This is a genomic window from Streptomyces sp. ICC1, assembly GCF_003287935.1.
GTDB lineage: Bacteria > Actinomycetota > Actinomycetes > Streptomycetales > Streptomycetaceae > Streptomyces > Streptomyces tritrimontium.
This window is the reverse complement of sequence record NZ_CP030287.1, coordinates 1928380-1940436: the sequence shown is the minus strand read 5'-3', so window position 1 is coordinate 1940436 and position 12057 is coordinate 1928380. Positions and strand designations below refer to the sequence as shown.

At 72.9% G+C, this 12057-nt stretch carries 10 protein-coding genes; 8 read left to right on the top strand and 2 right to left on the bottom strand.

Annotation, left to right across the window (positions count from 1 at the left end):
* The first annotated feature begins 201 nt into the window (after window positions 1-201).
* From DRB96_RS09135 to DRB96_RS09125, 3 genes are all read left to right on the top strand, one after another.
* Entirely contained in the window at window positions 202-681 is a 480-nt protein-coding gene (locus tag DRB96_RS09135) for a hypothetical protein (RefSeq protein ID WP_112447973.1), read from the top strand.
* 206 nt (window positions 682-887) lie between these two features.
* On the top strand, window positions 888-1202 hold the full coding sequence (locus tag DRB96_RS09130; RefSeq protein ID WP_112447972.1) for a glyoxalase/bleomycin resistance/dioxygenase family protein: 315 nt from the start codon (window positions 888-890) through the stop codon (window positions 1200-1202).
* A 106-nt stretch (window positions 1203-1308) separates the two neighbouring features.
* Window positions 1309-1776, top strand: a complete 468-nt coding sequence (locus DRB96_RS09125; protein WP_239516081.1) for a hypothetical protein — start codon at window positions 1309-1311, stop codon at window positions 1774-1776.
* Here DRB96_RS09125 and DRB96_RS09120 read toward each other — a convergent pair.
* Together DRB96_RS09120 and DRB96_RS09115 are read right to left on the bottom strand one after the other, a co-directional pair.
* Window positions 1749-3125 (bottom strand): MFS transporter, encoded by a 1377-nt coding sequence (locus DRB96_RS09120; RefSeq protein ID WP_239516080.1) that lies wholly within the window; start codon window positions 3123-3125, stop codon window positions 1749-1751. The two genes, DRB96_RS09125 and DRB96_RS09120, sit on opposite strands and share 28 nt — an antisense overlap.
* The gene (locus DRB96_RS09115) at window positions 3122-3850 is read right to left on the bottom strand and encodes a helix-turn-helix domain-containing protein (RefSeq protein ID WP_112447970.1); all 729 of its coding nucleotides are present in this window, start codon (window positions 3848-3850) and stop codon (window positions 3122-3124) included. The genes DRB96_RS09120 and DRB96_RS09115 overlap by 4 nt, the downstream gene beginning before the upstream one ends.
* A gap of 278 nt (window positions 3851-4128) precedes the next feature.
* Here DRB96_RS09115 and DRB96_RS09110 point away from each other — a divergent pair, with 278 nt between their 5' ends.
* The 5 genes from DRB96_RS09110 (at window position 4129) to DRB96_RS09090 (ending at window position 12055) form a co-directional block, all read left to right on the top strand.
* Entirely contained in the window at window positions 4129-5028 is a 900-nt protein-coding gene (locus DRB96_RS09110) for an aminoglycoside phosphotransferase family protein (RefSeq protein WP_239516079.1), read from the top strand.
* Window positions 5029-5488: 460 nt separating this feature from the next.
* Complete coding sequence (locus tag DRB96_RS09105; protein ID WP_239516765.1) at window positions 5489-7138, top strand: carbohydrate binding domain-containing protein; 1650 nt, start codon at window positions 5489-5491, stop codon at window positions 7136-7138.
* Between the two features lie 394 nt (window positions 7139-7532).
* Window positions 7533-9668, top strand: coding sequence for a PIG-L family deacetylase (locus tag DRB96_RS09100; protein WP_112447968.1), 2136 nt, complete (start codon window positions 7533-7535; stop codon window positions 9666-9668).
* Window positions 9669-9798: 130 nt separating this feature from the next.
* Window positions 9799-11010 carry a glycine C-acetyltransferase gene (locus tag DRB96_RS09095; protein ID WP_112447967.1) on the top strand — a complete coding sequence of 404 codons (1212 nt, stop codon included), beginning with the start codon at window positions 9799-9801 and terminating at the stop codon, window positions 11008-11010.
* Window positions 11011-11140: 130 nt separating this feature from the next.
* The gene (locus DRB96_RS09090) at window positions 11141-12055 is read left to right on the top strand and encodes a LysR family transcriptional regulator (RefSeq protein ID WP_112447966.1); all 915 of its coding nucleotides are present in this window, start codon (window positions 11141-11143) and stop codon (window positions 12053-12055) included.
* The last annotated feature ends 2 nt before the right edge of the window (window positions 12056-12057 follow it).

The following is a 12057-nucleotide window of genomic DNA, read 5'->3' as shown; positions in this document are numbered from 1 at the left end:
GGTGCCGCGCCTGATCGCCCGGGCTTGTCAGTGGCCACTGTTGGCTTGGGTCGCAGGGGCAGAACCGGGTACGGGGGGGGCGGTTGTCGTGGGTGCCGCACAATGTCGACTCCCCGGCTACGACGGCGCCAACACCCGCACCCGGCGCTGCTCCTTCGGGCGGCGCACTGCCCGACCCCTATTACCTGAGGACACCACAACGTGAAAGCAGAATTCTGGGTCGCCTTCGGCACCGGAGTCGTCGGCCTCAGCGCACTGATCACCGGCTCAATCGGCGCCGCCAAAGCCCGCGTCAAAACCATCGAAGACGCCTACATCGCACGCTACTGGCAAGTCCTCGACCGCTTCCCCGTATCGGCTCTCGTCGCCGAGGAGGACGGCACGGAATGCGTCGGCGAGGAACTCAGAGCCGTACGACTGTACTTGCGGCTTTGTGAGGACGAGCTGGAACTGCGCCAGCTGGGCTGGGTCAGTGCCAAGACCTGGGAGCAATGGCACCCCGGTATCCAAACCCAGCTGAATCAGTGGCCCGTCGCCGACGAATGGGCCCCCATCCGCGACCTCCAGCGCGCACCCCACCAGTTCCACCTGCTGCGCCGGCTGGACGCCACACCCGACTTCGACCCCTATCAGCCCCGCCCCTACATCGGCCGCCTCACGCGCCTGTGGCGGGGACTATGACGACGTGGGGAAGGCTTCGCGCCTGCCGATGAACCGCTGTGACCTTGCGGGCCGGCGCGCGGATCTGGTCGGGAACTCGCCGGCCCGCAGCCTGCGGAGCCCCAGCCCCAGCCTCAGCCGCAGCACGACCAGGGTGACCTGTGCGCCCTGTCCGGCCCTTGCCGCGTTGCGTCAGAGTCCGCTTCACCGTGCCCGCCAGGAGCCCCATGAGTGAACCGAGCAGCATCCGTGCGACCCTGCTGGTCCTGTACTCGCCCCAGCTTGAAGCATGCCGAGACTTCTACAGCGACCTCGGCCTGCGCTTCGCAACCGAGCAGCACGGCCAGGGCCCCCGCCACTACGCGGCCGTCTTCGCGGACGGCACGGTCTTCGAGATCTACCCGGCACGCCCCGGCCGCGAGACCAGCGTCCTTCGCCTGGGCCTCACCATTCCCGGTACCTCCGCGAAACCCCCGCTGGCACCCGGCCACCACCTACTCACGGACCCAGATGGCCGGACCATCGCCATCCAATCGACCTGAGCAAGGCTCTCGACTCGTGGCTGCGGCGGCAGGTCTGACGCTCCACCCGGTGCCGCGCCTGATCGCCCGGGCTTGTCAGTGGCCGCTGTTAGCTTCGGTCAGAGGCTTGGAACCGGATACGGGGGCGGTTGTCGTGGGTGCGTCGGGGTGGGAGTACTACGTTCCTTACCAGGAGGATCTCGGGGCGGCGTTGGACGCGCTGCGGCGGAGGGTCTTCGAGACGGGTGACTACTACTGGGATCCCGACGCCGAAGACGACGGCGGCAAGCCCAGGGGGCGGCCGTCGACGCTCGCCGAGTTGTGGGAGGACGAGCGGGTCCAGGAGGAAGGGACGCACTCGATCCTGGACATGCACAGGATGCTGCGGCCGGGTGAGGAACCCGACTACTGCACCGTGCAGCCCGTCCAGCCCCTCGAGGCTCGCCGGCTGGCCAGGACCGACCGCCCCACCCGGGCACACATAAACGCGCTGGAACCGCTTGCCGCTCGAAGCTGGTTCGGCAGGTGCGCGGTCCTGCACGATGCCGGTGGCCGGCCCGAGGAGATCTACTTCTGGGGGTTCTCCGGCGACTGAAGGGCCTCTGCCGGCCGGCTCCGAAGGGAGTGGGGCCGCGGCTGGGGCAGTGTCGGCAGAGCGGGGGGTACGGGCCCGCCGCGCCGGATCCACAGGAGGGCTCCGGCCAGCAGCACGGCGCCTCCCAGCAGCCAGGGCAGCGGCCCTGCCGGAAGGGAGCCGATGACCAGGCCGGTGAGGGCCGCCGTCAGTTGCAGGGTGAGCGACTGGACGGACAGCGCGGTGGCCCGGCCCGCGCTGGGGACGCGGCGGTGCAGGATGTCGTTCTCGCTCGGTCCCGCCGAGCCGAGGCCGAGGTAGACCATGCCGTAGCCGGTGACGGCGAGGACCATGGAGGCCGCTCCGGAGGCCGCCGCGGTGGCGCCGAGCAGGAGCAGCCCCGTCGCGCTGGTGCCGAGGCTCACCAGGACGGCGCGCTCGCCGCTTCCCGCGAGCCGGGCGGTCAGCGGCGCGAGGTGGCTGCCCACGGCGGAGCAGACGAATCCGGCGCACGCGAGCGCGGCGAAGAGCACCGCGCCCGATCCCGATCCGCCGGTGAGGGCCGCGGCCCGGCCCGGCGTCAGCAGTTCGATCGCGGCGAGGGCGCTGCCGGCGGCCCCCGCGCTGAGGAGGATCCGGCGGACCAGCGCGTCGCGGCCGCCGAGGCGCAGCCCCTCCAGGACGGTTGTCGGGATGCCGCGGAGCACCCCGCGCAGGGTGGCCGCCGGTCGGGGCGGCTCCCGCAGCGCGGTCAGGACGTACAGGACGAAGGCGATCTCGACGGCCGCGCCCAGGAGCGGCGGGGTGGAGAGGGGCAGGACCAGTCCCGAGCTCGCTTCGCTCAGTCGATCGCCGAGCTCGGGGCCGAGTCCGAGCAGCCAGGGAAGGACGCCACCGAGTAGCGTGCCCGCTGCGAGGGCGGCGGACGTCGCGGAGGAGCCGCGGGCGAGTCCGGTGCGCAGTTCGGTGTCGGGGCCCGAGTGCGCGTGGACGGTGTCGACGTACCAGGCTTCGGCCGGTCCGCTGGACAGGGCGCGGCCCGCTCCCATGAGGGCCATGCCGGCTCCGAGCGTCCAGGCGGTGGTGCCCAGGCCCACGAGGGTGAGGGCGGTCAGGTTCAGGACGCCGGCGGCGGCCAGGACGGAGCGGCGGCCCAGGACGTCGGACAGCCCTCCGGTGGGGAGTTCGAGCGCGGCGGCGGTGAGGGAGTGCGCGGCGAAGAAGCCCGCGATGGCGGTCATGGCCATGCCGCGCTCGGTGAACAGCAGGATCAGGGGGGCGATGGTCAGTCCCAGCGGCAGCCAGAACAGGACGCAGACGGTGACGTAGCGGCGGCGTGCGGAGGATATGTCCAGCAGCGGCCCGGTCACGACGCGTCCTCGGCTTCCGTGCCCGTGAGGTCCGTGCCTGCGAGGTCCGTGCCCGTGAGGTCCGTGCCCGCAGGGCCTGTCGCGGGGCCCGCCGCCGGGCCCGACCCCGCTGCGGCGGCGGGTTGCGGCTCCGCGCCGGGGTCGTGCGGGGCCAGGGGCAGCCCGGCGGTGAGGAGCATGACCTGCGTGGCGCGCGGATCCGCAGCATCGCGGGCGGTCAGCTCCGCCAGCTTCCGGTCGAGCGCTTCCCACAGTTCGGTGAGGGACTCCGGGGTCAGACGGGGCATCAGGTCGCTCATTCCGGACGGCTCGACCCATTCCCGGGCGAGCCGGCCGTCGGCGATGTCGGCCTCGTGCCGGGCGAGGGAGCGCTCCAGGTGCTCGACCTGGGCCCTGCGCGACAGGCTGACCCAGGCCAGGCTGTCCGGCGAGCCCTCCATGGCCTTGTTGCTCCAGGAGGTCAGGGAGTGCACCGCCTGCCAGCGGCGCTCCCTGCCGTCGCGGTTCCCGGCCTCCGCGACGAACGCGTACTTCGCCAGAACCCGCAGGTGATAGCTGGTGGAGGCGGACGACTCCGCGGTCCTGACCGCGAGTTCACTGGCTGTGGCCGGGCCGTCCTGGCGCAGCATCCCGAGCAGCCGGATGCGCAGCGGGTGGGTGAGTGCCTTCAGGGCTGCCGCGTCCTGTTCGGGATCGAGTACGCGCTTGCGCTCTTCGCTGACCATGACGGGATCGTAGAACTGCCCGAGGCTTTTCCAAAAGTATTTTTGCAGAGTTTCTTTGGGGGATTCGCGAGCGGTCCGGGGCCAGGCAACCCTCGCACGGCGCGTATGTCCAGAGAAGGTCAGCGCGCGCATGATCGCCTCGTGACGGCGCGGCCGCCCCGGCAGCGATCCCGGCAATCGTCCCCGACCGGAAAACCGCTCGACAGGCGGGCGCGCGGCGCACTGTGATGGCTCCGGCCGCCCGCCGCCACGGAGCGGGCCGACGGCAGGAGTTGTCCTTGGAGACCGAGACGGCCTCGCACACCCGCCCGGTGATCGACGCCGCACTGGTCCGACGCCTGGTCGACGCGCAGTTCCCGCAGTGGGCCGGGCTGCCCCTCAGACTCCTCGACCCGGCCGGCGCGGACCATGTGATCCATCGGCTGGGCGAGGAGCTGTCGGTCCGGCTGCCCCGCGGCTCCGGGGTCATCGGGCACGCCGAGAAGGAGTCCGAGTGGCTGCCCCGGCTCGCCCCGCACCTGCCGCTGGCCATCCCGGTACCGGTGGCGGTGGGCCGGCCCGGCCTCGGCTATCCGTGGCCCTGGTCGGTCTCCCGCTGGCTGGACGGGGAGGTCGCGACCGTCGAGGCACTGGCCGACTCGTCGGAGGCCGCCGTCGAGCTGGCGAGGTTCCTGACCGCCCTTCAGCGGTTCACACCCGTGGCCGTCCCGGCCGGGGGCGTCCGCGACGACCTCACCGCCGAGCCGCTCGCCGACCGGGACCGTGCGACGCGCGCCGCCATCGCGCGGGTCGGCGACGCGTTCGACGCCGCGGCCATGACCGGGCTGTGGGACGCGGCGCTGGGAGCCCCCGGCTGGGACCGGGCTCCGGTCTGGTTCCACGGCGACCTCCACACCGGCAACCTGCTGACCGTCGACGGCCGCCTCAGCGCGGTCATCGACTTCGGCGGCCTCGGCATCGGCAACCCGGCCCGCGACCTGACCATCGCCTTCACCCTGATGTCCGCCCGGAGCCGGGCCGCCTTCCGTACCGCGCTCGGCGTGGACGGCGCCACCTGGACCCGGGGCCGCGGCTGGGCCCTGGCCACCGGACTGAACGCGTACGTCCACGCCGCGGCCACCGACCCGCGCGTCGCCGCGCAGACCACGCGGCAGATCACCGAGGCGCTCATCGGCTGAGGAGCACCGATCCGCCGTGGCCTGTCGGCACGCCGTGGGCCTGTCGATCCGCCGTGGGCCGGCTGCCCCACGGCGGGCCGAAATGCCCCGCGGCGGGGGCTCCACTAGGGGCGGGTGTGGCCACTCTGTCGGGCCAGGCTCGCGAAAACGCGGCCCCCTTGTCAACCCTCACGGTTAGGAAACTTTCCGATTGGGGTAACCAACTTCCAGTTGGTCCAGACCTGTTGACGGCGGCCCTTCCGGAGGATTAGGTTCCCGGCCACGAAGCCGTCACGCAGTCGCCACGAAGCCAACTCCCCTGCCCCACCCGGCGTACGACCCTTCGGCGGGCTCCCTCCCGCCGCCGACTCCCCCACGTCCAGCGGCCGTACGCCCCGCGCTTCGCGCTTCGCGCCGTCCCCCCATTCCCACTGGAGGCACTTCCTTGCGTACCAGCACCAGCACCAGAATCCGAACCCGTCTGGCCTGCGGCCTCGGCGCCACCCTGCTCGGCGCGGCCGCGGTGTTGACCTCTCCCGGTGCGGCGTTCGGCGCCAACCTGCTCGGCAACGGCGACTTCGAGACCGGCAGCACGGCCGGCTGGTCCTGTTCCGGAGGCCTGGGCTCCGTGGTCGGATCCCCCGTGCACGGCGGGAGCAAGGCGCTCGCCGGAGCGGCGAGCGCCTCCGACAACGCCAAGTGCACGCAGACGGTCGCCGTGCAGCCCAACACCACCTACACCCTCTCCGCCTGGGTCCGCGGCAGCTACGTCTACCTCGGGGTCACCGGCGGGGCCTCCACCTGGACCCCCTCGGCCGCCGCCTACACCAAGCTGACCGTCAGCTTCACCACCGGCGCCTCCCAGACCAGCGCCGAGGTCTACCTCAACGGCTGGTACGGGCAGGGCACTTACCACGCCGACGACATCACCCTGGACGGACCCGGCGGCACCGTCGACACGCAGGCGCCCACCACGCCCGGAAGCCTCGCCTCCACCGGCAAGACCTCCACCACCGCGTCCCTGGCCTGGACGGCGTCCACGGACAACGTCGGCGTCACCGGCTACGACGTCTTCCAGGGCGGCAACAAGGTCGCCACCTCGACCACCACCAGCGTCACCGTGAGCGGCCTGACCCCCAACACGGCCTACGGGTTCACGGTCCGCGCCCGCGACCTCGCCGGGAACAGCTCGCCCGCCTCCAACCCGGTCAACGTCACCACCGACAACGGGACCACACCGCCGACCGGCTTCAAGCAGGCCGCACCGTACCTCTACCTGGGCTGGGGCAACCCACCGAGCGCGACGAGCGTGATGAACGCGACCGGCGCCAAGTGGTTCACCATGGCCTTCATCCTCTCCTCCGGCGGGTGCAACCCGTCCTGGGACGGCCAGCGCCCGCTGACCGGCGGTGTGGACCAGAGCACCATCGCCTCGATCCGCGCGGCGGGCGGTGACATCGTGCCCTCCATCGGCGGCTGGCAGGGCAACAAGCTCGGCCCCAACTGCTCCAGCGCCGAGGCCCTGGCCGGCGCCTACCAGCAGGTCATCAGCGCCTACGGCCTCAAGGCCATCGACGTGGACATCGAGAACACGGACGAGTTCGAGAACGCCGTGGTCCAGGACCGCATCCTGGGGGCACTCAAGATCGTCAAGCAGAACAACCCCGGCCTGAAGACCATCCTGACCTTCGGCACCAGCACCACCGGCCCGACCAGCTGGGGCAACCGACTGATAGAGCAGTCGAAGGCGCTCAACACCGGCATCGACGTCTTCACCATCATGCCGTTCGACTTCGGCAACGCCTCGACCGACATGTACGCCAGCACCGTCAGCGCGACCGAGGGCCTGAAGGCCAAGCTCAAGTCCACCTACGGATGGGACGACGCGACCGCCTACGCCCACATCGGCATCTCGGGCATGAACGGCATCAGCGACACCCAGGAGACCACGACCGTCCAGAACTGGACCGACATCCGCAACTGGGCCAACTCCCACCACATCGCGCGCCTCGCCTTCTGGTCGGTGAACCGCGACCGCGGCTGCCCCGGCGGCGGCCTGCAGGAGACCTGCTCCGGCATCGCCCAGAGCGACTGGCAGTTCACCTCCATCACGACCGGCTTCACCGGCTGATCCACCCTTCGCACCCCACCGGGGGCCGCCGCCGCACACCGGCGACGGCCCCCGGCCCGTGGCCGGTGGCCGGTGGCCGTTGAGCCGGGTGTGACCCCCGTCTCGGTCGGCGTCCCGCCCCGTCGGCGCAGCGCCCGGAAGAAGCGGTGCCCGGCACGCTCCCGCGGTCGGCAGAACGCACCCACCCACATCCCCAATGATGACAAATGGGATGTATCCGATGAATGGGAGTGATCGGATTGTATGCCTTCATATGCCTCTTGAGGGTGTGTCAGCCGCAAGCACCCGAGGCATAATCGGGCCCGGTCGCCTCCGGAAGCGGTGGGGCCATCGGGGCACCGACCCACCCCCCTCGGCGGAATTCCGCACCGGACCGATCCTCAAGGCGTTCTCGATGTCCCTGGCCAGCCGCACCCGCCTCGCGGCCCTGCTCACCACGCTCGCCGTCGCCGGCGCCGGGGTGACCACCTGGGCCTACGGACACGGGAGCGCGCAGGAGCCGGCGGCCCCCGAGGCGGCGCTCCCGTCGAGTGTGACCGAGGGCACGGTCCTCCAAGTCGTCGCGCACCCCGACGACGACCTCTTCTTCATGAACCCGGACCTGAGCCGCTCCATATCGACGGGCGTCGAGGTCTCCACCGTCTACCTCACCTCCGGCGAGGCCGACGGCCGCAACGAGGCCCACAGCCCGCACCTGCAGGATCCCGCCGGGCCCGCCGACCACGCCGCCTACGCCGAAGCCCGGCAGAACGGCATCCGCGCCGCCTATGCCCAGATGGCCACCGGGAACCGGACCAGCGCCTGGCAGCGCAAGTCCATACCCACCGCCGGCGGGGGCCGGGCCGAGGTGGACGTCCTCGTCGCCAGGCCCGAGGTCAACCTGGTCTGGATGCAGCTGCGCGAGGCCCGCAGCATCTCCGGCGACAATCCGGACAGCCTGCGCGGACTGTGGGACGGCAGGGTCCCCGCCCTGGGCGCCCAGCTCGCCTCCGGGACTCCGGTCAAGCCCTCGTTCTCGTACACCAGGGATCAGGTCGTGGAGGCCATAGCGGGCGTCTTCGCGACGTACCGGCCGACCACGATACGCACGCAGGACCCGACTCCCGGCCGGGCCCACGGCGGCGGGGCCTTCCTCGACCACCAGGACCACATGTACGGCGCCCGGTTCGTGCAGGCCGCGACCGAGCGCTACGCGAAGTCCGCGGACCGGCCGCACTTCTCGGTCCAGAACTACGTGAGCTACCCCAACAGCTCCCTGCCCCCGACGCTCGACCCGCAGGCGGCCGAGGAGAAGCTCGGCTACCTCAAGACCTACGCCTGGATGGACCACCAGGACTGGTGCGGCAGCCCCGCCGGCTGCGGCGACCGCAAGACCGCGACGCGGCCGGCCGGCGCCGGATGGAGCCAGACCCTGCGCTACGGCCGGGGCGACACCACCTCCTGGATGACCGAGGGCGTTCCCGGCCGGCTGTGGGCCTTCGCCGTCCTGGACGGCCGGATGGCGTACTGGTCGCGCACCGGCCCCAAGGCCGCCTGGCAGGGCCCCGAGTTCCTCCCGGGCGACGGGATCGACGCGGGCGCCACGGCGGTCCGGCTCCCCGACGGCAGGGTCGCGGTCTTCGGCACCCGCACCACCCTGGGCCCGGGACCTCAGGACTACGGGCGCGGCCTCGTGTACGCCGTCCAGGCCGCGCCGGACGGCGCGTTCGGCCCGTGGCAGTCGCTGGGCACCCCGGACACGGACGACATATCCGGCACTTCGGCGATCAGTGCGCCGGCCGTCGCCGTGGACCCCGCGGGCCGCATGACCGTGTACGTACGCGATTCCCGGCGCACCCTGCGCGCCCTCGCGCAGACGGCCCCGGGCGGTGACTTCGGCACGTGGCAGGCCCTGGGCGGCGCCGCCCTGCAGGGCGACCCCGTCACGGCGGCCGACGGCGCGGGCCGGCGCCACGTCTACGCGGCCACCGCCCAGAGCGTGCTGGCCTGGATCCAGCCGGCCCCGGGCGGCCCGTCCGGCGGCCCCTTCCCCACCGGGCTGCCGGCGACCACCGGTCCCCTCTCGGCGAGCGCGCAGGGCGAGGGCGTACGCCTGCACTTCCGCCGGCCGGGCACGGGCACCGTGGCCACGGCCCTGGCCACCGCGGGCGGGCCCGCGGGATCCGCGCCGAAGTTCTCGCCGGTCACCGAGGCGGGCGGCGAGGGCGGCTACGGCGCCGTCGGCGTCGCGGGCGGCGTGCTCGCCGGCCGCGCGGGCACGGGCACGGTCGCCGTGTCGGGCCCGGACGGCGCCCGGTCCTGGTACGAGTCCCAGATGCTCTACACGGGCGCACCGGCCGGCCTGGCCGAGCCCGACGGCACGGCCGTCGCCGTGGCCCTCGGCCTGGACGCCGGGCTGCACGTCACGACCGCTCCCCCGGCCGGATCCGAGCCGCTCGGCAGCCGTCCGCCGTCCTTGCCGTGGCACCGGGCCGTCCTGCCGCCGACGGTCGCGCCGAGCGGTCGCGCGGATTCCGGGTGGCAGCGCTGACGGGTGCGGGCGAGGATGGCGGCGACCACCCCGGAGCCCGGCCCGGGCCGTCTCCTGCCCCTGACCTCCCCCCTCCGCGGGGCCCGGCCCCCCTCCTCCGCACGCCGCACCAGGAGAAAGAGAGCACCGCATGTTCGAGACCGTTCGCGCCGACATCCGCACCACCCTCGACGAGATCCGCGCCGCGGGCCTGCACAAGTCCGAGCGCGTCATCGGCACCCCGCAGAACGCCGCCGTCGCCGTGACCTCGGGCTGCGCGGCGGGTGAGGTCCTCAACTTCTGTGCCAACAACTACCTCGGCCTCGCCGACCACCCCGAGGTCGTCACCGCGGCCAAGGAGGCGCTGGACCGCTGGGGCTACGGCATGGCCTCCGTCCGCTTCATCTGCGGTACGCAGGAGGTGCACAAGGAGCTGGAGGCGCGGCTCTCCGCCTTCCTCGGCCAGGAGGACACGATCCTCTACTCCTCCTGCTTCGACGCCAACGGCGGAGTCTTCGAGACGCTGCTGGGCCCCGAGGACGCGGTCATCTCCGACGCCCTCAACCACGCCTCGATCATCGACGGAATCCGCCTCTCCAAGGCCCGCCGGCTGCGCTACGCCAACCGCGACCTGGCCGAGCTCGAGACCCGGCTCAAGGAGTCGCAGGACGCCCGCCGCCGGCTCATCGTCACCGACGGCGTGTTCTCCATGGACGGGTACGTCGCCCCGCTGGCCGAGATCTGCGACCTCGCGGACCGCTACGACGCCATGGTCATGGTCGACGACTCGCACGCCGTCGGCTTCGTCGGCCCCGGCGGGCGCGGCACCCCCGAACTGCACGGGGTCATGGACCGGGTCGACATCATCACCGGCACCCTCGGCAAGGCGCTGGGCGGCGCCTCCGGCGGCTACGTCGCCGCGCGCACCGAGATCGTCGAGCTGCTGCGCCAGCGCTCGCGCCCGTACCTGTTCTCCAACTCCCTCGCCCCGGTCATCGCGGCCGCCTCGCTGAAGGTCCTCGACCTGCTGGAGTCGGCGGGCGACCTGCGCGAGCAGCTCGCCGCGAACACCGCGCTGTTCCGCACGAAGATGACCGAGGCCGGCTTCGAGGTCCTGCCCGGCGACCACGCCATCGCCCCGGTGATGATCGGCGACGCGGCGGAGGCCGCCAAGATGGCGGAGCTCCTGCTGGAGCGCGGGGTCTACGTGATCGGCTTCTCCTACCCGGTGGTCCCGATGGGCGCGGCGCGGATCCGCGTCCAGCTCTCGGCCGCCCACTCCACGGCCGACGTGGAGCGCGCGGTGGCGGCGTTCATCGACGCCCGCTCGGCGCTGACGTCCCTGACGGGCGCCGAGGCCTGACCCCGGCCGGGCCCGGTCTGCGGCCCGGGCCGGGGCCCGGGTTCCGGTGGGCTTTCGGCTGCGCGGCGGACGTGGCCGCCCGCACGATCGGTCGGCCCGGCATACCCCCGCGGCCTGCGAGAATGGTCGGGTGATCGACCCCCGCCGGCTGCGCATCCTGCGGGCCGTGGCGGACCACCGTACGGTGACCGCCGCGGCCGCAGCCCTGTACCTGACCCCCTCCGCCGTCTCCCAGCAGCTCGCGGCGCTGGAGCAGGAGACGGGCCACGCGCTGCTGACCCGCAGCGGCCGGGGCGTACGGCTCACCGCGGCCGGTGAGATCCTCCTCGGGCACGCCCACGAGGTGCTGGCCCAGCTAGAGCGCGCCGAGGCCGAACTCGCCGCCTACGCGGGCGGCTCGGCGGGCGAGGTCACCGTCGCGGCCTTCGCCACCGGCATCGCCGAAGTCCTGGCCCCGGCCATCTCGCGGCTCGCCCTGGACCATCCCGGCATCCGGCTGCGCGTACGCGACGCGGAGGGCGACCAGAGCCTGCTGCTGCTGCTCGATGGTGAGGCGGACCTCGCGCTGGCCGTCGAGTACCGGGGCGCCCCGGGCGCCGGCGACGGCCGGCTGTCCGTGCTCCCGCTCTACGCGGAGCCCTTCGACGCGGTCCTCCCCGCCGGCCACCCGCTCGCCGACCTGCCTGAGGTGCCGCTCGCCGATCTCTCGGACGCGGAATGGGTGGGCCAGTACCCCGGCAACCCCTGCCACGACGTCATGCAGCTGGCCTGCGAACTGGCGGGCTTCCAGCCCCGGTTGGTGCACTCCTCCGACGACTTCCGGGCCGTGGTCGCACTGGTCGGCGCGGGCGCGGGCGTCGCCCTGGTGCCGCGCTCGGCACTACGCGGGATGGACCTCAAGGAGGTTCAGGTCCGCCCGGTGGCCGGCCCGGCGGCGACCCGCCGCGTCTTCGCCGCCACCCGTCGCGGCGCCGAGACGCATCCGCTGATCGCCCCGGTCCTCGCGGCCCTGGCCCGTGAGGCGGGCCGGCTCCCCGCCCACTGACC